At 56.8% G+C, this 20,965-nt stretch carries 17 protein-coding genes; 13 read left to right on the forward strand and 4 right to left on the reverse strand.

From position 1 onward, the window contains the following. Positions 1-298 precede the first annotated feature (298 nt). The 8 genes from PZA18_RS17040 (at position 299) to PZA18_RS17075 (ending at position 10,228) form a co-directional block, all read left to right on the forward strand. Entirely contained in the window at positions 299-856 is a 558-nt protein-coding gene (locus tag PZA18_RS17040; protein WP_284102076.1) for a hypothetical protein, read from the forward strand. Then, a complete protein-coding gene (locus PZA18_RS17045; RefSeq protein WP_284102077.1) occupies positions 820-1,320 on the forward strand; it encodes a hypothetical protein in 501 nt (166 codons plus the stop codon). The genes PZA18_RS17040 and PZA18_RS17045 overlap by 37 nt, the downstream gene beginning before the upstream one ends. Positions 1,321-1,683: 363 nt before the next feature. Further along, the gene (locus tag PZA18_RS17050; RefSeq protein WP_284102078.1) at positions 1,684-2,877 is read left to right on the forward strand and encodes a phosphatidylinositol-specific phospholipase C; all 1,194 of its coding nucleotides are present in this window, start codon (positions 1,684-1,686) and stop codon (positions 2,875-2,877) included. 154 nt (positions 2,878-3,031) lie between these two features. Continuing rightward, positions 3,032-3,688, forward strand: coding sequence for a head GIN domain-containing protein (locus tag PZA18_RS17055; RefSeq protein ID WP_284102079.1), 657 nt, complete (start codon positions 3,032-3,034; stop codon positions 3,686-3,688). A gap of 172 nt (positions 3,689-3,860) precedes the next feature. Continuing rightward, positions 3,861-4,346, forward strand: a complete 486-nt coding sequence (locus tag PZA18_RS17060) for a GNAT family N-acetyltransferase (protein ID WP_284102080.1) — start codon at positions 3,861-3,863, stop codon at positions 4,344-4,346. Positions 4,347-5,000: 654 nt separating this feature from the next. Next, the gene (locus PZA18_RS17065; RefSeq protein WP_284102081.1) at positions 5,001-6,824 is read left to right on the forward strand and encodes a S8 family peptidase; all 1,824 of its coding nucleotides are present in this window, start codon (positions 5,001-5,003) and stop codon (positions 6,822-6,824) included. Between the two features lie 720 nt (positions 6,825-7,544). Continuing rightward, a complete protein-coding gene (locus PZA18_RS17070; RefSeq protein ID WP_284102082.1) occupies positions 7,545-9,389 on the forward strand; it encodes a S8 family peptidase in 1,845 nt (614 codons plus the stop codon). 143 nt (positions 9,390-9,532) lie between these two features. Then, positions 9,533-10,228 (forward strand): class I SAM-dependent methyltransferase, encoded by a 696-nt coding sequence (locus PZA18_RS17075; RefSeq protein WP_284102083.1) that lies wholly within the window; start codon positions 9,533-9,535, stop codon positions 10,226-10,228. A 91-nt stretch (positions 10,229-10,319) separates the two neighbouring features. Here PZA18_RS17075 and PZA18_RS17080 read toward each other — a convergent pair whose 3' ends face one another. Beyond that, entirely contained in the window at positions 10,320-12,491 is a 2,172-nt protein-coding gene (locus PZA18_RS17080; RefSeq protein WP_284102084.1) for a restriction endonuclease, read from the reverse strand. A 238-nt stretch (positions 12,492-12,729) separates the two neighbouring features. Here PZA18_RS17080 and PZA18_RS17085 point away from each other — a divergent pair, with 238 nt between their 5' ends. Together PZA18_RS17085 and PZA18_RS17090 are read left to right on the forward strand one after the other, a co-directional pair. Next, entirely contained in the window at positions 12,730-13,617 is an 888-nt protein-coding gene (locus tag PZA18_RS17085; RefSeq protein ID WP_284102085.1) for a LysR substrate-binding domain-containing protein, read from the forward strand. A gap of 123 nt (positions 13,618-13,740) precedes the next feature. After that, positions 13,741-14,532, forward strand: coding sequence for an SDR family oxidoreductase (locus PZA18_RS17090; RefSeq protein ID WP_284102086.1), 792 nt, complete (start codon positions 13,741-13,743; stop codon positions 14,530-14,532). A gap of 134 nt (positions 14,533-14,666) precedes the next feature. Here the strand turns inward: PZA18_RS17090 and PZA18_RS17095 are convergent, their stop codons facing one another. Further along, the gene (locus tag PZA18_RS17095) at positions 14,667-15,140 is read right to left on the reverse strand and encodes a DUF4214 domain-containing protein (protein ID WP_284102087.1); all 474 of its coding nucleotides are present in this window, start codon (positions 15,138-15,140) and stop codon (positions 14,667-14,669) included. A 343-nt stretch (positions 15,141-15,483) separates the two neighbouring features. Next, a complete protein-coding gene (locus PZA18_RS17100; RefSeq protein WP_284102088.1) occupies positions 15,484-15,975 on the reverse strand; it encodes a DUF4214 domain-containing protein in 492 nt (163 codons plus the stop codon). A gap of 643 nt (positions 15,976-16,618) precedes the next feature. Between PZA18_RS17100 and PZA18_RS17105 the strand changes: the two genes are divergently transcribed. Together PZA18_RS17105 and PZA18_RS17110 are read left to right on the forward strand one after the other, a co-directional pair. Then, positions 16,619-17,326, forward strand: coding sequence for an SIR2 family NAD-dependent protein deacylase (locus PZA18_RS17105; protein WP_284102089.1), 708 nt, complete (start codon positions 16,619-16,621; stop codon positions 17,324-17,326). A gap of 103 nt (positions 17,327-17,429) precedes the next feature. Next, positions 17,430-18,257, forward strand: coding sequence for a TIGR02452 family protein (locus PZA18_RS17110; protein ID WP_284102090.1), 828 nt, complete (start codon positions 17,430-17,432; stop codon positions 18,255-18,257). 100 nt (positions 18,258-18,357) lie between these two features. Here PZA18_RS17110 and PZA18_RS17115 read toward each other — a convergent pair whose 3' ends face one another. After that, complete coding sequence (locus PZA18_RS17115; protein ID WP_284102091.1) at positions 18,358-19,059, reverse strand: DUF2278 family protein; 702 nt, start codon at positions 19,057-19,059, stop codon at positions 18,358-18,360. A gap of 565 nt (positions 19,060-19,624) precedes the next feature. Between PZA18_RS17115 and PZA18_RS17120 the strand changes: the two genes are divergently transcribed. Then, entirely contained in the window at positions 19,625-20,896 is a 1,272-nt protein-coding gene (locus tag PZA18_RS17120; RefSeq protein WP_284102092.1) for an O-acetylhomoserine aminocarboxypropyltransferase/cysteine synthase family protein, read from the forward strand. Positions 20,897-20,965: the final 69 nt, after the last annotated feature.

Below are 20,965 nucleotides of genomic sequence, written 5' to 3' on the forward strand. Positions count from 1 at the left end.
ACCAAAGCAAAACCCCGCCCGATTCTCCACAACATCCAACTTTTAAAAACCCCCCCCCCCCCCCCACCCCCCCGCCAAACCCTCCGGGCCGGGTCGATTTTTGGGGCATGGCGTCGTTAGGGTTCGTTTATTTAGCTCGCTAAACTGCACTCACCCTGCCTCGCCCTGCCCCAAAACTCGGCCCGGCGCGACCGGAAACAAAATGTCAACAGAGCCTAATACGCAACAGATGGTCAGACTGCTTTGAGAAACTGCTGTAATCCTGTCAACAGATTCGTGTCAAAGGAAGCCAACGAAGATGTTATTGCGATTATTCCCCCTCGGGCTGCTGGTCGCCAGCGGGTTTGCGACTGCGGCCCCCATGCAGAAATTGTCGCAGAACGAGTGCAAGCCGGTTGGCGAGAGCCTGATCCGTCAGCTCCCAGAGGCCTGGATTCCTTATCTGGCGCACACCAAGGCCTGCCCGCTGGCCAAACGCGGCGGCAAGGCTGCGGTGACGCTGGTGTCGATTTTTACCATCGAATACTACGAAAAACAGCCCGACTCTGCGCCCTGGGAGAATTTTCCACGTCCGCTGTTGCTGGATCGCCAGGGCAAATGCCTTGGCCAGCTGGCCGAGCTTTATCCTGACGAGCAGCCCCGTGAACTGATCCTGCATTACGGAAAATGGCAAGGCGCGCTGCCAGGGCTGATTCAGGTGCAGGTCAAAGACCCGACACCGGGTGGCGATTACCGTCTGCCCGATCTGAACTGGAATGCCCGGCAAGGCAAGTATCTGGTTGCCGATACGATTGATCCCGACCTCAAGGAGAAGATGCAATGCCCAATGATTTCGAAATCGCAGTCAGCAAACTGAAGGGCGCCGAAGAAGCCGCTGCCGCCGCGCATCCTGGCTCCTGCAGCCACGCGGTTTGGGCGGTTATCAAAGAGTATGTGCCCGACCAACCTTATATGACTGCCAACGCCCTTGTGCATTTTCTGGAAGGTTCGCCCAAGTGGAAGCTGGTGCAGCCGGCCGAGCTGGCCGGGTTGGCCAACCAGGGGATTCTGGTGGTAGGGGGCAAGACGGAAAGCGGCAATGGCCATGTGATTGCCGTTTACCCCGGCGAGATGAAACCCGCAGGCGGATACAGCTACACCAAGGATGGCAAGACCATCAAGATGCCGCCGCGTGGCCTGTATGCGCGTGCGATGTCCACATCGCTTGGTGGTTGGGCTGGCGCGAAGAGTGTGGGCGACAAAACGGTTTGGGATTCCTGGGCCAACGATGCCAAATTCAAGCAGGTTAAATTCTGGCGTTACGACCCGGAAGGCAAATAATCAGATTTTGTCCTGCGAATCGGTATCCATAAACGGGCGAAAGGCCCGTTTATTTTTTTGGGCATGTAACCCGGATAAAAACAGTTTTAATCTGGAATGCAATAAAGGCATTCGAATGCCCGAGGGGTGGTCAGGAATATTGCCTGAAAGGTGGATTTGTAATGCTGAAATCAGGCGCTGAATGAATGGTTGATTGATTTTTATCCTCTGTATGAATAATGGATGGCGAAATAAATTGGACGTGATAAGCGCCAACACCATGCATGGCTGAATATTGTCGATCCAGATTCCTCTGCCTTACATTGGTCGTGGCCCGATTCAGATGACTGAATCGGCAGAAAATGGAAGAGACGAGGAAAATAAATGCTGACAATCAAAAGGCTATTCATGGCATTGGCGTTGTTGCCCGCCATCGCACAGGCGCACCTGCATCCGGCTTATTCCCACGATGCCGATACGGGGTACCGCAATCCAGACTGGATGAGCGTCGTGCCTGACAGCACACCATTGCGGCTGATGTCGATTCCTGGCACGCATGACACGATGTCGTTTTATGGTGGCGATATAGTGCAAACGCAAAGTGCGTCGCTACCCGTGCAAATGGAATCAGGCATCCGGTATTTTGATATTCGATGCCGCCATATCCAGAATACTTTTGCGATTCACCACGGTCTGGTTTACCAGAAGACCATGTTTGGGGATGTCCTCAATAGCATGGTTGATTTTCTGAAAAGGCATCCTGGTGAAACCTTGCTGGTAAATGTTCAGGAAGAATATACCCCCGCCAATAACAGCCGCAGTTTCGAGCAGACTTTTGCCGAGTATCACACCCGCTACGCGGGATATATCTGGTTACCCACCAGCCAGAAACCGATTCTTGGAGAAACCCGCGGCAAGATCGTTTTTGTGCAGAATTTTGCCGGCGAGAAAACCTGGGGCCTGAAAGGGGATTCATTTCAGGGAGATAACCCCTGGGTACTCAACACCAATTGGGATTTGTATAACAAGTGGGAAAAGGTCAAGGGCAATCTGCGGCTGGCGGCAGCCAATGCCAGCACTGGCAGCATTCTGAACGGGTTGTCCGGCTCGACTGGTGCTTTTCCCTATTTTGTGGCGAGCGGCCACTCCAGCCCTGGCACCGGTGCGCCGCGTCTGGCGACGGGGCTGACCACTCCTGGCTGGAACGGCAGTTACCCTGACTTTCCGCGCGTCAACTGCTTCTGGGGCATCTGCACGATTGCTTTCGAGGGCACGAATACGCTGACCTATCAATATATTCAGGCCACCCGGCCCAGCTATGTTGGCATTGTCGTGGCCGACTTTCCGGGGGGCGGGCTGATCGACAGTGTGCTCGAACTCAACTACCGGGCTTGCGGGCGCTGGCAGGACAGAGGCGTTGCCACCTTGGGGCAGGTGTTTATCCACTACCACGCGCCAACCGGGCGTCACCGCTACTTCAAGGCGCGGAAAACCGGGCCCTATGCGGCCTTCCCAGGTAGCCAGACCAGCAACGCCGATTGGCAATATCTGGGCGAAGACAAGCGCTGCCGTGCCTGATACCCGGCGTTAAAACGTCACCCACCCCAGGGGCCGATCGCTGCATTCCATCGGCCCTATCTGCATTGTGTCGTGCCAATCTTGCCCGAATTGTGCAAATGCCCGTAAAAGGAGGGATGACAAATCAAGCAACAGAACCTAATCGGAGATCCCCATGCAAAAGTCACTTCTCTTCATCGCCGCCACCCTGGCCTCACTGGCCTGTCAGGCTGAAACCGTCAAGGGCAACGGCAAACTGGCGGAACAAAACCGGCAGTTGGGGGATTTTCAGGCTATCCGCAGCGAAGGCGCATGGAACCTGGATGTAAGCATCGGTGCTGCCCCTTCGATTCGCATCAAGGCCGACGAAAACCTGCTGCCGGTGATTGAAACGCTGGTCGAAGCCAATCAGCTGGTGATCCGCTTCAAGGATCGCCAGGACGTGCATGTCAAGAATACCAACAGTTTGAAGATCGAAGTCACCGTGCCGGAATTGCGTGCCTATAGCCATGCCGGTGTTGGCAAGACGGCGTTTCACGGGCTGAAGGGTGAGAAATTCTCGGTGAACTACATGGGGGCTGGGCTGGTGTCGGGTACGGGCAAGGTGGATAAATTCGACGTTGTTGCCAAAGGAACGGGCGCGCTGGATTTCTCGGCCCTGAAGTCCCGTGAGGCGGTGGTCGGGCTGTCAGGTGTGGGGTCGGTGAGTGTTTACGCCAGTGATTCACTCTCCGCCAAGGTCGATGGCATCGGCTCGCTGACCTATTACGGCAATCCCGGCAAGATCAGCAAAACGGTGTCTGGCATTGGCGTAGTACGGTCTGGCGACTAGGTTCTGTAAATCTGACGTCAATAGAACCTGGCGGCGTGCGGGGCAGTAGCTTGCGGACACTGTATTGATGGACCAAGCGATACAGGGTCACGCGCAATGGCTGTGCTGGGCCTGTGCGCGGTAGGCCGGCAGGGCCTAAGCTGGAGCATTCGGAACCGCTATCGAGGGCAAAATGCAGCAACCGGATCTCCCCCCTGAATACCTGATGCGTCCGGTCCATCCGGCTGATGTCGAGCGGATTGGTCTTCAGCGCTACCGCATGTTTACCGAGGCCGGCTGGCCGGATGACGAGCGGATGCAGGCCATGAATACCGCCTTCATCCCCTGGCTGGAATCAGCTTTGGCGCGTGGGGAATATTTTGGCTGGATGATTGAGCATCAGGGCGAGCCAGTGGCTGGTCTGGGCATGTTCTGGCTGTCCTGGCCGCCCCATCCGCTGGATGCCGGCACCCGCCGTGGCTATCTGCTGAATATCTACACCGAGCCCGCGCACCGAGGCAAAGGACTGGCGTCGGCGCTGGTCAGGCAAGGATTGGCCACCTCGCGGGCGGCGGGTGTTACCGTGACCGCCTTGCACGCCACCAAGATCGGCCGACCTCTGTATGAAAGCCTGGGCTTTAGCGGCAGCAGCGAAATGTTCTGGATCGAGCCGGCCTAGGTTCTGCTGCGGTTGGCGTCATGATGCACTGCTGCGTCAAATTCATGGCCTGGTGCGGGGCCTTTCGGCGCCCCGCGTTGCTTGCCCGGTCGGGCTGGTCGTGCCTATCTCCTTGTAATAAAAACGCTTGTCCATCGCCGTGCGGCGGTTGGCTGGCAAAGTATGCGTGACCGGATTAGCCTGATCGGCCTAGTACCTCAACTGCCGATGATCAGGGCTTCACTGAGGATTGCCCTGTCGCGACTCCCCCCCGGAAAAGGGCGTGCTCTCTGCCTTTTCAACCAGTACAGGGCCCGACCTTAACCCGCCTGCATTCAGACATTGCATTGCACAAGCGAAGAGCCGGAATTTCATTCTGTTGGACAATATCGCAAGGCCTGGAAACGTTATACCGTAACGCTGACTGTCACCGCGCATGGCGGTCGTACAGGGAGAGTCTGGCCATTAAATAACGATGAATCAGAGGCTTGGCATGAATAGAGGCATGCACAGGCATCAGGCCGCCAAAGAGTCTCCTGTCGTATGACCGCTGGATATTGCGTGATGATCGGACAACCCAGGCTCTGTATCGCCTGCTGTCTATCCGGATGGCGGGCGGTGCTGGTACCCCTAGCGCTGGTGGAGCCCCGGCGCGATGACAAAGGAGAAGTCCTCATGAAGCAAACCAATAAGCCTGCGGCCAAACTGAGCCAGACAGGCATCGCTGTAGCCCTGGCCTTTCTGGCAGCGGCTACCGCACAGGCTGACCAGCGTATCACCAAGCCAGTAATCGATACTGACCAGTTGATTGTGAAGTACCGCAATAGCGGCTTGTCTGCACAGCAGCTCAACAGCCCAAGCGCCGATACAGCGATTGCGACCATGCAGGCCCAGCGCATGAGCCAGGTTCAAGGCGCCCTGCAGCAATTTGGCGCAATCGGCACACTCAAGCGCACCACCGGGCTTGGCTCGCAGGTCATCAAGCTCGACAAGCGTCGTAGTCTGGCGGAAGTCGCTGCCATGGCTGCCAAGATCGCCAAGGATGACCCCAATGTCGAATATGCTGAGCCGGATCGGATCAAGCTTCCGCTGGCGGCTGCACCAAACGACACCAATTGGAGCAAGCAGTGGGATCTGCAGAATTCCTCCATCGGCATCAACGTTCCCAACGCCTGGGATCTTTCTACCGGTAGCGGTGTGAATGTAGCGGTGATTGACACCGGTTACCGTCCGCATGCCGACCTGGCTGCCAATATCCTGCCGGGTTACGACATGATCAACGATACGGCCGTAGCCGTAGATGGCAATGCTCGGGATAGTGATGCCAGCGATCCGGGTGACTGGCAGGCACAGGGCGAGTGCCCGGCACCCAATAATGGCGCACACAACTCCAGCTGGCATGGCACTCATGTGGCCGGCACGATTGCAGCCGTGACCAATAACGGCGTGGGTGTCGCAGGGATTGCACCCAACGCCAAAATCGTACCGGTGCGGGTGCTGGGTAAATGCGGTGGCTACGATTCGGACATTGCCGATGCCATGATCTGGGCATCCGGCGGCACGGTTGCCGGCCTGCCTGCCAATCCAAACAAAGCGCGGGTGTTGAATCTGTCGCTGGGCGGTTCCGGCCCGTGTGACAGCACCTCGCAGGCAGCCATCAACACCGCCCGCGCCAACGGCGCCGTGGTCGTGATTGCGGCGGGCAATGACTCGATGGACGTCAGCGATGCCAGCCCGGCCAACTGTAGTGGTGTGGTTGCGGTGGCCGCTTACGACAAGACCGGTGGCCGTTCTTATTACTCCAACTTCGGTAATTTGATCACCCTGGCGGCACCAGGCGGCGCCCAGAACAGTGCCAACGATCCGAACGGCATTTTGTCTACGCTCAACAGCGGCACCAAAGGTCCGGGTAGCGACAACTACATCTACTATCAGGGTACTTCGATGGCTGCTCCGCACGTCGCGGGGGTTGCCGCCCTGATGCTCGCTGCCAAGCCAAGCGCCACGCCGGACGAGGTCATTGCTGCGCTCAAGTCGTCGGCTCGGCCATTCGTGGCTTCCTGCCAGGGTTGCGGTGCCGGCATGCTCGATGCCTATGGCGCCGTCAAGGCCATCAAGGGGGATATCATTGATCCACCAGCCACAGGCGAAACCGAGTCGAACAACACGCTAGCGACTGCCAATGCCGTCACCGCGCCCAAAACCTTGAGCGCCACCATGGGTAGCAGCACAGACGTGGACTACTTCTCGGTACAACTGCCCGCAGGCAGAACCCTGCAAGCGGTGATGACGCCAAACGCCTCGTCGGATTACGACCTGTATGTATACAACTCCGCAGGCTCACAGATCGGCAGCAGCGAGAACGGTAAGGGGAGTGCCGACACCGTATCGGTGGCCAACACAGGCTCTTCTACACTTACCCGCTATGTGAAGGTCGTGTACTACTCAGGTGGCACAGGTAGCACCAATGGCAAATACTCGCTGAAACTCAGCTGGTAAGCCGTTCCCAATCCTGTCGTCACTGAAAAGCCATCCCCTTGCGGGATGGCTTTTTTCATTGGCGATATCGCCTGCGCCATGGCTGGGCCGGTTTTGAGGCTTATCGTTGCTGACACCAAAACGACCGGGCGCGTCCAGAAATAAAATGTCAACAGAGCCTGCCGGGCAAGATGACCCGATACTAGTCCAATTGGCTGACTTGGCGGCCTGGGAGAGGGAGGGCTTCAGGCCTGATGGGGTATGTGCAGATTTTCTGTCTGAATAATGTTTCTATTTGATTAAAATTGTAAATTTCATTGTTTTGGCATCAACTGATGGCGGCCATTGCGGCGCACAACAGCAAATTCGAAAAATCCGCCTGTTGGAGAATTTTGTCACATCGCAAATCGGGCTACCGTATAGGCACAAATTTGTTGCGAGGTGATGAGGCTCTGTTGAAATGGGTTTTGCGCACAACCTGCCATGCAAAATCCATCTCAATAGAGCCTGAGTGCCAGCCCAAGACCTAGGGCCCCGGCCGCCACCGTTGAAAGCGCATGCACGCCCAAAAGGCCTGTTGCCCGCGCCGTCCCGCAGACCGTTCCCGCCAGGCGGGATTACCCAGTTAATACACACAATAACCAGGCTCCTCGCCATCGCTCAGCACGTTTCTGAGTGGGGTGTGGCTATTACTTGGCGTCGGTGGAGCCCCGGCGCAAAGCACAAAGGTGAAACTCTAAAATGAAGCAATTCAATACAAATAAGCCTGTCGCCCGACTGAGTCAGACAGGCATCGCTGTAGCTCTGGCCTTGATGGCAACCGCTGCCCATGCGGAACAAGGCTTTGCCGCCGCTGCGGCACAACAGGGCACCCACACCGATCAGCTGATCGTGAAGTACCGCACCAGCGGCCTTTCCCTGCAACAACTGAACAGCCCCAGCGCCCAAACCGCCGCCGCTACTGTGCGTGCGCAGCGCATGACGCAGCTGCAAACGTCGCTGCAGCCATTTGGTGCCATTACCGCGTTCAAGCGTACGACGGGTCTGGGCGCACAGGTGATCAAGCTTGACCGCCGTCGTACCGTTGAAGAAGTGGCCGCCATGGCCGCCAAGATTGCCAAGGATGATCCGAACGTTGCCTACGCCGAGCCGGATTACATCATGCAGCCCTTGGCTGCCGCCCCTAATGATCCGCGCTGGAAAGATCAGTGGGACATGCAAAATTCCGCAACAGGCATCAACCTGACCAAAGCCTGGGATATTTCCACCGGTAGTGGGGTGGTCGTGGCGGTGATTGATACCGGCTACCGCCCTCATGCCGATCTGGCGGCAAACGTGTTACCTGGCTACGACATGATCACCGAAGCCACTCGTGCCAACGACGGCGATGGCCGTGACAACGACGCCCGCGATACCGGTAGCTGGGTGGCCTCCGGTGAATGCCAACCCGGATCTAGCGCCCGGGATTCCAGCTGGCACGGTACACACGTTGCCGGCACCATTGCTGCGGTGACCAATAACGGCGTCGGCGTAGCGGGGATCGCACCGAATGCCAAGATCCTGCCAGTGCGGGTTCTGGGCAAGTGCGGTGGCGCGACGTCCGATATCGCTGACGCTATCGTTTGGGCATCTGGTGGTGAAGTGCCGGATATTCCGACAAACACCACGCCAGCTCGCGTGCTCAACCTGTCGCTCGGTGGCAAGCGCTCGTGTACCGAAACCCAGACCTATCAGGAGGCGATTGACAAAGCCATTGCCAACAAGGCGATCGTTGTCGTTGCCGCAGGGAACTCTTCAATGGATGTTTCGGGCTTCACCCCCGCCAGCTGCCGAGGTGTCGTGGCAGTAGCGGCCTACGGCAAAAGTGGCGCTCGGGCTTCCTACTCCAACTACGGTGCCAAGATTGCGCTGGCCGGGCCGGGCGGCGAGTGGGAATTTGAGAATGACCCGGAAGGCATTCTGTCTACCGTGGACGTTGGCACCAAAGATCCGGTGAAAGATGGCTATACCACAATGGCCGGAACCTCGATGGCCGCCCCGCACGTTGCGGGTGTCGCCGCGCTGATGCTGGCCGCCAAGCCATCGGCTACAGCAGATGAAGTTGTGAGTGCACTTAAGTCATCGGCCCGTCCTTTCACTGCGTCGTGCGACCAGTGCGGGAGCGGCATGCTCGACGCCTATGGCGCGGTCAAGGCGATCAAGGGTGAAATCGTTCAGCCACCCTCGGGTTCGAGCGAGGTCGAGCCCAACGATGGCCGGCTTGCGGCCAATGCGGTGACGGCACCGAAAACCCTGAACGCCACCATGGGCACCACCGCCGATCTGGACTACTACTCGGTGCAGCTGCCAGCCGGCAAAACACTGTCTGTTGCCATGGCGCCAAACAGCGACTCTGATTACGACGTCTACCTCTACAGCGCGTCTGGCTCCTTGCTCAAGAGCAGCGAAAACGGCCCTGGCGAAGCGGATCGTGTGTCAACGACCAACACCTCCACCAAGGCCCAGACCTACTACATTGCCGTGCAGCACTATCAGGGCGGTTTCGGTGCAGCCGATGGCAAGTACACCGTAAAGTTCAGCTGGTAAGCTTCCCGGCTTTCCGGTTTCATCCGTCTTTCTTCAAAGCCATCCCGCGAGGGGTGGCTTTTTTTTCAGGGTTGCTGCAACCAATACCTTCAGACAGATGCACAATCACCCCCGCCCCCTTTGTTGCAAGACCAGGAACCCCAATGCCCATCGAATTCGACCAGAACTACGCCACAATCTATGACCACAAAATCCGTAAGCTGATACCCGGCTATCTGCTCCTGCACGAGCTGTCACGCCATACCTTGCAAGCGTTGTTGCCGGTGCAGGCAAAGATTGTGGTGGCGGGAGCAGGGACCGGGCAGGAAGTGATCGAGACGGCCACTGCCAATCCGGGCTGGCAATATTGTCTGGTCGAGCCTTCGGCCCCGATGCGGGAGGAAGCACAGCGCCGGGCCGAGGCCGCTGGCATTGCGCAGCGGGTATCGTTCCGGGCGGGCAGGGTAGGGCTGGATGCCGAGCTGGAGTCTGCGCCGTGTTTCGATGCAGCCTTATCCCTGCTGGTGTTGCATTTTGTGGCAGGCGAAGCGGCCAAACTGGCTTATTTGCGCCAGCTGGCGGGTTGTCTGCATCCGGGCGCGCCTTTGCTGCTGGCCGATATGGAAGGGGAGCGCGATTCGGCGGTGTTTGCGCAGCAGATTGCCATCTGGCATCGGCAGCAGCTGGCGAGCCGAAGTCATCCAGAAACGGTGGCGCTCGACTTCTCCAAACTCGAAACGGACATCTACCCGCTGCCGGCGCTGCGCCTGCAAGCGCTGCTGGAGGAAGCCGGATTTACGCCGCCCATCGCGTATTTCCGCGCCTGGCAGATTGCCGGCTATTACTGCCATCGTCGGTAGTCTGCCGACCGAAAAGAACCGAATGCCGGAGATGCTGAAACGGCGAAATACAAAGCGCCACCTTTGCCGGTGGCGCTTTGTCTGGCGGGTATCAAGCCCAGTGCTTGGTCAATGTGGTATTGCCGCCACCTTGGTCGAGCCGGGCCAACTCGCTTTCATAACCATCGGTGACTTTCTCCGGCGTGCCAAGTACCGGCTTGGGCTGACTTTGGAAGTGCGCGCTGACCTCCTGCCTGATCTGCTCAACCAATGACACGCCCTCGCTCGACTCCGCGTCTTTGCCGGCTTTTACAAAAGCGAGCAGGGTTTCTGTCGTGGCGGGTTTGACGCCGAGCTTGGCCAACGCTTCCAGGCCCTTGCCTTCCGGATTGTTTTTCAGTAGCGGCAAAATCTCGCCGTTCATGACTCGGTCGGTGGCGGTCGCGACAAACTCCGAGCCGGTCTTGCGCCGTATTTCAATGGCCTCTTCAATGAACTGGCTGGCCTGTTCATTGGTGATATTGTCGAACTCGTTTGCGATATGGGCGCGCAGCATCGTCCGGTTATCCGAGGTGTAGTTGACTTCACCGTTGGCAATGTAGCCCGGCATGTGGCCGGTCAGCCCCGCAGATGACGCCTTGACCGTACCCAGTTGGGGTGACACGACAACCGAGGCAACCTCGGTCTTGACCTGATTTTCGACGGCTGCGGCCACGCTGTTTTTCGGATTGGACAGGTGGTCACGTGCGTCGAGGAAGTCACGGACCTGGTTGGCCAGTACCTGAAAGCTGGCCAGAGCATGTGGCTCTGGTGCTTCTCCCAGTGCCACGCGAACCGCCGCCAGCTTCTGGGTGATTTCCTCGCGACTGGCTTTGCTTTGTACCGCCGCATCTAGCGTATCGGCCTGGGTCAGCCCCAGGGAGTGGGTTGTCTCATGTATGCGGGTTGTGGCCTTATCCAGATAGTTATGCGCGACCCGTGGTGCCAGTGAGTTGACAGAGGCGCCTACTACCAGCAAGCCATTGCCATTGCCGGAACCTTCAGTCTGCAGGCCCAGCACGGTTTCATAAGGTTTGTCTGAATACACCTGATCCATGTCGTATGCGGGTTCGAGTTCGAGTTTGTTGCGTTCGCGTTCCAGTTCGTGTTTGAGTTCGAGTTTGCGTTCGGGTTCGAGTTCGAGTTCGAGTTTGCGTTCGAGTTTGCGTTCGAGTTCGTGATCTCTGATTAGGTTTTTCAGGACGTGACCGACTGTACCGGGTTTGTCCGGATCCTGGCCGAGTGCATAGACATAAAAGTCCGCTTCGATTTTCCCCTTCTTTGCTGTGGAAGGATCTGCATTCCTGGCAACGGGCTCGGAAAATTCAAGCACGACGCCGCCGTCTTCCTTCGGTGTGATATTCAACTTGTCGACACTAACCAGATGATCTTTCGCGGTCGCTGGAGCGTACTTCAGCTGATTGCCGTCAAGTAATACTGGCTTGGTACTGCGAATCATCCAATCCACCTTGGCCGCGCCCAACTCACCGGCTCTTTCCACTGCGTCGATGCCGGCATTGGGGCCGTGTACGACAATATGCTTACCTTTGAAGCGATCCGGGTCTGTATCGCTGGCGCGCATGAATTCATCCAGATCCATAACCGTGCCGCCTTTGTGCAAGGCTGGCTTGTCGTTGAGTGTAATGTTGTCGAAGCGCTTTTCTGTGGCGGTTGGATCGGTGCTTTCCCCCCAGATGCTCGAATGCGGACCGGCGCCCATGCCCAAGACCACCTGTTTACTTTTAACCGACTTGCCGTTGTCGAGAGCAATAATGAATTCGCCTTCTGTGTTCCTGGTAATGCCGGTTATGCCCTGCTTCAGATGTTCAGCCCCCAAATCCAGCGATTGCTTGATCTGCGCGTCATTGCTGGCTGAAAACTCACCGCGATCGGCATATGTCGGATCATATTTCGGGGCGTGGTCACCCCATTGGTCGATGATCTGATGTTGATGGTTGATATAGCCGGTGCCACGTACTTCCGGTTTCCAGGCATCCTGCTGGCCGATGATGGTGACCTTGCTGTGTAGCGGGGCATCAGCTTCTGCGCCGCTATGGCGGCTGTTCAGCTCGTTCAGGGCATAGGCAATGCTGCTGCCGACGCCGATAAAAGTGACTTCGCGCACACGGTCGGGGTCTAGTGGTGGCTTTTCACTCGATACGCCGACCGTTGATTCGGTTTTGGAAACCGACTGGCTGGACTGGATAAGACTCGGGCTGATCAGGGTGGGGGCGATTTTCATCATGATGGAAGCTCCTGCTAATTTAATTAATGAATAAAAGTGGTGTTGAGATGGGCCCTGCAGGGCAGGGTGCATCTCAACGCAACCTTTTCAATGGCACTGCACGCTACATCGAGTAAGTGGATAGATAGGGACTTTCTATCCATTAATATTCATTAAATTTTTCTATCGAACAGGGCTGGCAGTGGCTATTGGTTCCGGTGCTTCCGCCTGTACGGTCCGTTTGCGCGACAATTAGCGAATGAAGAAGCGATACTTGCCCTCCCTGCATGCCCTGCGTGCATTTGAAGCGGCGGCGCGGCATCTGAGTTTCAGCCAAGCGGCTGAAGAGCTGCATGTCAGCCAGAGCGCCATCAGCCATCACATCCGGCAACTTGAAGAAGAACTGGGGCAAGCTCTGTTCGTACGCCTGACCCGCGCCCTGGCGCTGACACCAGCGGGTGAGGCCATGCTGCCGCTCGCCCGCCAGGGTTTTGATCTGCTGGCTGAGGCGGCCCGCAAGGCGCGAGAGTGCGAGCGCGCGCAAGTGCGCGTGAGTGTGCTGCCATCGTTTGCTGCCTACTGGTTGGTGCCGCGTCTGTCACGGTTTCAAGCGGCCTATCCGCAGATCGAGATCATTCTCGAACCGGCGCTCGATATGGCGACCGTCGGTGCTGGAGGTGTCGATCTGGCCATCCGCTACGGCTATGGGGACTGGCCAGGGGGAAGGTGCCAGAAGCTGATTGACGAAACCCTGACACCGGTATGCCTCCCCAACGACCTGCCACGCCTGCAGCAAGCACCGGCCGGCAGCCGGCTTGGCGAATTCACCCTGCTGGCGACCAAACCCTTACCGCGCAATGAATGGCTGCAATGGGCAGCAGTGGCGGGGGTCGATCTATCCTCCGCCCGATTCCTGATGCTGACCGATTACAACATCGTGCTGCAGGCGGTGCGGCAAGGGCAGGGGCTAGCCTTGGGCCGGCGCAGCCTGCTTGGTCTGGTGTTGCAGCAAGGGGAGTTGGTCGAGCCCTATCCCCAGTGGTGCCTGCGCGGCGAAGTGGGTTATTGGCTGGTGCTACCTGAATCCCCGCCGGCACTGGCGGTGCTGACCTTTTGCGACTGGTTGCAGTCGGAAGCGCTCGCATGAGCCAGACTCATCCATCCCTTGCAAACAAGCCTTTTGTCAGCCTTGGGGCGTCAGCTCAAGATACCCACATGGCAACGCATGGTGCGTGTCAGACATTTTCAGATTGGTTTTGAGGAGCGGGAGATGGATTTCGGAATACGAGGCAAGACGGCGCTGATCTTGGGTGGCGCAAAGGGGCTGGGATGGGGTGTCGCCAAGGCACTCGCCGCCGAAGGCGTAAATCTGGCACTGCTGTCGCGCGATCATGATGCGCTCGAAACGGCGGCCGAGCGGCTGCGTGAGCAATACTCGGTCGAGGCGTACCCGGTTATCGGGGATCTGAACGATTGGGCCAGCATGGCGGCAGCAATCGACGAGGCTGAGAGTCGCCTGGGCGGCCAGATCGACATCCTGCTCAATAATGGCGGCGGGCCACCCCCTGCAGCCATTTCCGGCATTGCCCCCGAACTCTGGTTGCAGCAGTTCAACGCAATGGTGTTGTCGCTGATCCGCACGGCAGACCGCGTCGTACCCGGTATGCGGCAGCGGGGCTGGGGCCGAGTGCTGACGGTAGGTTCGACATCGGTGGTTGAACCCAACCCGATCTTGGCGATGTCCAATACCTTGCGCAGCACTTTGGTGGGCTGGAGCAAAACGCTGGCGTCTGAAGTCGCCCGAGATGGCGTTACCGTCAACTTTCTGCTGCCGGGCCAAATTGCGACGGCGCGTACCGAGTTTCTTGACGAACAGGCCGCCCAGCGTAGTGGCGAAACCCGCAGTCAGGTCAGGCAACGTAAAGAAGCCACGATACCGGTCGGTCGCTACGGCACGCCGGACGAATTCGGTGCGGTGGCTGCCTTTCTCGCCAGCCAGCAGGCCGCTTATCTGACCGGTTCAATGATTCGGGTGGATGGTGGGATTCTGCGCTCGGTGTAGAAGGTTCGGAGGGGGCGAGACACACAGCCCTTGCACATCAACCGACGCGGCAATGGCATAAATAAAAACCCCATCCAGACGGGTCTGGATGGGGTTGCCAAGGCGCAGCTGACTAAACGATGGGACAGCGTCGATTAGTTGCAGTAAGTGCCCAGACGGTTGACTTTGAATTCTTCCGAATTGGCAAAGAAGCGCGCGATATCAGCCAAAGGCGCTGCCTTGAAGGTCACCATCGTGTACTGGGAATCCCAAGTGGCACCTGGATGAGCTGCCCACTGCAGCAGCTCGTTGGCACTAGGGTCGCGTTTGAGAACTGCGCGGTACAGACGGTTAATCTGGGTTACCGCAGATAAGTGCTGATCTTGCAGCTCTTGAGAGCCGAAGAAAGCAGCGGCCAGCGAGGCTGCTTGCGACTGCGAGCAGGTTTGAGAATTGATAGCGTTGATATAAAAATTCATGCCACCTGCGTCAGCAGCGCGATTCAGGCCAATTTCATATAAAGAATTCAGATAGCCAACTTGACCTTGTGTAGCAGCCATTGCAGCAGGTGCTGCGGCAGCAACAGTCAGGCCAATTAATGTCGATTTGATAAAGGTATTCAGTTTCATTTTGCAATTCCTGATAATTTGATTTGAAGTTGCCAGTTGTTTGTTGCTTTAGGCAACGGACTCAAATTTACCAGTAAATCTTGTCTGTACCAAGAGTATGTTTATGGGTTTTTCTTTTGATTGCATGGTGTTTTTGTAACTAATTGATATTACGTGGATATTTAATTTGCAATGCCAAGAATTACCACTTTCCTGCAATGGCGTTTAATTGTTTTAAATTAAATAACAATGCGTTCTTCTTTATATAACAAATTGAGTTTTTGTGGCCTTGTATGAACCAAAGCAAAAAGCCCCGCTCTGGAATTCCAGAGCGGGGCTTTGTCAGACGGTATTGTCTGTCTGCTTATCTGCAGTATGCGGGCAGACGTTGGGTCCTGAACTCGTCGGTGTAGACAAACTGTCTGGCAAGGGAGGCCAGGGTTTCAGCCGAGAAAGTGGTGGTTGAGACTTTGGGGTCCAAGCTTGGCCCCATGGTGCTTGAAGCACCGAACTGAGAGTAATAGAGAAGCTCTCCAACTGCCGGATCGCGACCTAATATAGAGACAAATATACGATTAACTAGCTCGGAAGAGGGTAGGTGTTGGCTTTGCAATTCAGGCGAACCAAAAAAGGTGCTGGCTAGCGATGCGGCCTGTGCTTGTGAACAAACCTGCTCGTTGAGCTTTTCAATATAAAAAGCCATACCCCCTGCGTCGGCAATACGGCCAAGGCCGTTATTATATAAGCTATTCAGATAATTGATTTGGCCTGCGGTAACCGCTGCCATGGCAGCGGGAGCTGCAGCTGCTACGGTTAGGCCAATAAGTGCGGATTTGATAATTGAGCTGAACTTCATGTGATGATTCCTATTTATGCGGACTAAACGTTGCCTGTTATTCAGTGTAATGAATAGCGATGCGAAATTTATCAGTAAATAAGGATTTCGCCAATAGTATATTTGCCATTCTGTAGGATTGTTTGTCTGTATGATAAATGAATTTGTATAAGATATTGATTTGTAATGAATACTACAAAATAAAAGTGAAAATTACCAAGCAATTGGGTTGATGGGGATGATTAATTGTTCCTGAAAATAGAACTAAAGATTGATTGATTGTTCTGAATGTCATGGTCCGCATCCAGGAGAGTATCCGCATCGCATGTGAAAAGGGGTAAAAACATTCACGATAAGAAGCCCCGACTGGGTATCTGATATGGGGTTACTCACCTAAAACGCCCTGCTGCATACTCATCTAACAGGTGCTTCTGAGTTTGATGGATATATGGAATGCACTATCTGATTTAGTGATACCGGTTTGTAGAATCTGCTGTGCGGATCTTGGGAAATTTCTATCGCTCCAAGGGTTGCATTACATCTCATGCACAGGCCCGTACCGGCAGGCTGGCTGTCCCCGCCGTTTATTGGTAGTTTCACCGAACACATGGCCAAAAATGCTTTGAGATGGCGGTGGCCGATTTAAATAATTGGTAGATAAAAAATGGAAAAACAAAAGATTGTGGTCTTTACGGGGGCCGGTATCAGTGCCGAAAGTGGGGTGAAGACGTTTCGGGATATGGGCGGCTGGTGGCGTGAGTATTCGATAGAGCAGGTAGCCTCGCCAGAAGGCTGGCAATTGAATCCGGAGGCGGTGCTGGCTTTTTATAACGAACGCCGGGAGGGGGTGGTCGGTGCCGAACCCAATGCAGCCCATCTGGCGATTGCCGAGCTGGAGTCGGCATTTGAGGTTGTGGTGATTACCCAGAATGTCGACGACCTGCACGAGCGGGGTGGGTCGAGCCGCATCCTGCATGTGCATGGCGAGATCCGCAAGGCGCGGAGTACGGCAGATGCCACGCGTATTTACCCCATACCGGGTACGCAGCTGCTGCTTGGCGATCGGTGCGAATTGGGCAGCCAGTTGCGACCCCATATCGTTTGGTTCGGCGAAGACGTTATGCATATGGCCGAAGCGACCGAGCACTTCCGGACCGCCGACAAGGTGCTGGTCGTGGGGACTTCGCTGACCGTATATCCAGCGGCGGGGCTGTTGCGGCACGCCCGGCAGAATGCCGAGAAGTACGCTATCGGCCCGGAGCCGATGGATGTGCCCTGGGGCTACCGCTTTCTGCGCGGTACTGCTACCAGCAAAGTGCCGCATGTGGTGCGCTGCTGGCTTGAGCAACGCTCACCGACACCTGCCAGTTAAGCGCCGGGTGTCGGCTTGACGCTTGTTGGGGGGGCAGGGTTGCATTGAGTATTGATTCGATTCGATTCGATTCGATTTGATTTGTTTGGATTGGAGGTGACGCGTGTCACTCAAAGAAACTGCGGCACAGACACTGGACGTCCTGGCTGCCGGGGGCTTTCTGGCGCCGGATGGCCGGCAGATATCGTTGCAACCGGCACTGAGCCGTGCCGTGCAGCACACCCGTCTTTACACGCCCAACCAGGCGCTGGCGCTACTGGAAGAGCCTGCCTCAGCGCCATCGGGCCCGCTCAGCGTCGAAGTGACGGATGAGACGACTCAGATAGCTGCCCGGCGGCTGGTCGAAACCGAAGGAGTGAATGATCTGGTTCTCCTCAACTTTGCTTCGGCACGTAACGCGGGGGGTGGCTTTATCAACGGTGCCAAAGCGCAGGAGGAAGACTTGTGCCGCTGCTCGGGTCTTTATTCTTGCCTGATTGAGCAGCGCCAGTATTACGAGGCCAATCGCGAGAACCCGTCGGCGCTCTACACCGATCACTTGATCTACTCACCGGAGGTGCCGTGGTTTCGTGCACGGAGCTGCGACCAGCCGGACACGGTATTTCTGGCCTCGGTCATTACGGCCCCGGCACCTAATGCCGGAGTGGTGCGCAGGCAGGAGGCCGATCGCCAGCAGGAGATCGAAACGGTACTGCGGCGTCGGGCCGGGCTGGTGTTGGCAGTGGCCGCCGCCAATGGGCATCGCACAGTGCTGCTGGGGGCCTGGGGATGTGGCGTATTTCAGAACGACCCGGCCATGGTCGCAGACGCTTTTGCCACTTGGCTGGAATCGCCTCGCTTTGCAACCGCGTTCGACCGGGTGGTGTTCGCCATCTATAGCCGGTCCGCCGACGAAACGCTGGAGGCGTTCAAGCGGCGGTTTGGGGCTTAGGCTTTGTTGATGCGGCAGAGTAACTACTTGGGTTTCAAGGAAAACCTGAAGCGATCGCATTCAGGTTTTCCTTTTTTGGTCAGTAGCTTATAAGCAAGTGCTAGCAATTCCCCTGGCAGTTTCCGTTATTGTCGGTTTGCAGGCACTGGCCAGAGAACATGAAGAAAAACGCATTGGCGCTGCCATCCTGATTCAGGATGAACAGTGCCCCATCCTGATAGATGCCGTTATCCGCGCTTTGGTGTTGCGATGACGGCGTACCTTGGTTCAGATGCACATCATCCATGCCGCGCGGCGGTAGGCTGCTGTTTTCTTGATAGCGGCTATGGCCATAGCTGCTGGATTGACGGTACTGATCATCCTCATCGTCGTAGTAAGTCCCGAAGACCAGCAATTGCGCGCCGGTTGTCAGCGCGGCGGATAACTGCGAGCCGATCTGGTTTGCGGAGGCCGGTGAGCACTCCGCCAAAGCCTGTACCACATTGGTGAATTCACTCTGGCGTATCAGGTCGAGTGCGCCGCTGCCGGGTTGGCTCCGCAAAGGCAGAAAGCCTGGCGAAAACGGGCTCAGCGGAGCGAGGATGATATTTTGCATGTCCTTTGCGCTCACCGTGGTGTTGATCATCATCACATTGGGTGAGCTGCTGCTTTGAGAGTCGATATTGACCTGATAATTGCGGTTGCCATCGCTACCGATCAAATTGAAATGAGATAAACCCGAGTAACTTGAAGTATGGGTTCCTTCAACTTCGGTTACAGTCAGCGCTAAGAAGCCATAGGTTTTATTTCCGGAAAACGGCATTCGGACCTCCTGAGTGATAGGGGCAGGCAGGGAGCGTGAGATATCGCTGGCATGCCGTTTGAGACACAGCGGCCCGATTGGGGCAGCCTTTTGGGTCGCAAACAGGCACTACAGGATTTCACGGTTGGTTGTAGGCTCTGTTGACATTTTATTTCCGGATCGCGTTTCGTCGGATTTGGGCCTGAAGCAAGGCAAAAAGCGCGCCGCTTAGTGGTAAGCCACGCGATTTTTAACGCGGCAGCAGGCCCAAACCCGGCGAAACCCTCCGGGCCGGGTCGATTTTTGGGTCATGGCGTCGTTAGGGTTCGTTTATTTAGCTCGCTAAACCTCACTCACCCTGCCTCGCCCTGCCCCAAAACTCGGCCCGGCGCGACCGGAAACAAAACGTCAACAGAGCCTGGGGCGCCCCTATAAGGTGTAGGCAAGGCCGTGAGGTTTTGCAGAAAATTTGATGGTTTCCGACCGCTTCGGGGCGGCTGTCGCACAAAAAGCGCCTGCCGTGTCAAATCGGGTAAATATTTGATGCTAGAGTCTGGGCTCCAACCTGTTCAGGAGCCCTGCAACGATGAAGTTCGAGTCTTTGAGCATCCACGCTGGTTACAGTCCCGACCCCACCACCCGTGCGGTAGCGGTGCCTATCTACCAGACCGCAGCGTATTCATTCGACAACACCCAGCACGGTGCCGATCTGTTCGACCTCAAGGTCAGCGGCAATATCTACAGCCGTATCATGAATCCGACCAACGATGTGCTGGAGCAGCGGGTGGCTGCGCTGGAAGGCGGCATCGGAGCGCTGGCCTTGGCTTCGGGCCAGGCGGCGATTACTTATTCGATCCTGACCATTGCCGAAGCGGGCGACAATATCATCGCCACCAGCACCCTGTATGGTGGCACCTACAACCTGTTTGCCCACACCTTGCCGCAATACGGCATTACGGTGAAGTTTGTAGATGCCAATGATCCGGGCGCCGTCGCCGGCCTGATTGATGAGCGGACCAAGGCGGTGTTTGTCGAGTCGATTGGTAATCCGCTGGGCAATGTGGTGGATTTCGGCGCGTTTGCCGAAGTGGCCCATGCGGGCGGCGTGCCGCTGATCGTGGACAACACGGTAGCCACCCCTTACCTGACGCGGCCATTCGAGCATGGGGCCGACATCGTGGTGCATTCGCTCACCAAATATATTGGCGGTCATGGCACCAGCATCGGCGGCATCATTGTTGATTCGGGCAAGTTCCCCTGGGCCCAGCACAAGGCGCGCTTCCGCCGGCTGAATGAGCCGGAAGTCAGCTACCACGGCGTGGTCTATACCGATGCGCTGGGGCCAGCTGCCTACATTGGCCGTGCCCGCACCGTGCCGCTGCGCAATATGGGAGCTGCGCTGTCGCCGTTTAATGCCTTCCTGATTCTGCAGGGGCTGGAGACACTGGCGCTACGGATGGAACGCCACAGCGAAAATGCGCTGAAAGTGGCCCGTTATCTGCAAGGCCAGTCCAAGGTGAGCTGGGTGAACTATGCCGGTCTGGCCGAAAGCCCGTCGCGCCTCTTGGTGGATCGTTACTTCGGCGGCAAGGCTTCCGGCTTGCTGACCTTCGGCGTCAAAGGTGGCCGCGAGGCCGGGGCGCGGTTCCAGGATGCCCTCAAGCTGATTACCCGCCTCGTCAATATCGGCGATGCCAAGAGCCTGGCCACCCATCCGGCCTCTACCACCCATCGCCAGTTGAACCCCGATGAACTGAAAAAGGCCGGCGTCAGCGAGGATATGGTGCGGCTGTCGATCGGTATCGAGCATATCGACGACATTCTGGCCGATCTCGAACAGGCGTTGGCAGTCGCCTGAGCGGGCGGTCATGGCGAGGGATGCCCGCATGTGCCGGCACCCTCGATTGAAAGGCCTCTCCTTCGCTGA

It is taken from the genome of Parachitinimonas caeni (assembly GCF_030129945.1).
GTDB lineage: Bacteria > Pseudomonadota > Gammaproteobacteria > Burkholderiales > Chitinimonadaceae > Parachitinimonas > Parachitinimonas caeni.